This window comes from Paenibacillus sp. JSM ZJ436 (assembly GCF_044383795.1).
GTDB classification, from domain to species: Bacteria; Bacillota; Bacilli; order Paenibacillales; family Paenibacillaceae; genus Paenibacillus_AQ; species Paenibacillus_AQ algicola.
Window position 1 is genome coordinate 1 of record NZ_JBISEO010000051.1, and the last position, 522, is coordinate 522.

At 36.4% G+C, this 522-nt stretch carries 1 protein-coding gene; it reads left to right on the forward strand.

The annotated features are described in order from the left end of the window. Nucleotides 1-16: 16 nt before the first annotated feature. Nucleotides 17-522 (forward strand): alginate lyase family protein (locus ACH6EH_RS20200; RefSeq protein ID WP_397333594.1); only part of this gene is annotated, 506 nt, incomplete at its 3' end.

A 522-nucleotide genomic window follows, 5' to 3' on the forward strand; every position in this document is an offset into this window, starting at 1 on the left:
TACTCGGTTAAGAGAAATGTTTACATCATTAAATACATTAACATTGGCCTATTATTTCACAGAGGATCAAAAATATATAAATAAGGCCAAAGAAATTGTTCAGGTTTGGTTTATTAATGAAGAAACGAAAGTGAATCCTCATGTAAGCTTTGGTCAGGCTATACCAGGTAAAGTAAGCGGAACCATGTTTGGGATCATCGAATGGACTGATATCGGTAAAGTGATTACAACACTTCAAGTGTTAGAGAAGAATCAATTGCTGGCTGAAAGTGAGCTGGCATCAATGAAGGACTGGTTTAATCAGTATTTAATCTGGCTGAGAACAAGTGAGTTTGGAATTGGAGCAAGTACTAGAACAAATAATCATGCTACTAATTATGATTATCAAGTCGCAGGACTTATGATTTATCTTGGAAAAGTGAATGAAGCTGAAGCGTTGATTGAAGAGACTATGATAAAACGTATAGAAGCTCACATTGCGCCTGATGGTAGTCAGCCGGAGGAGTTAAGAAGAACAAAATC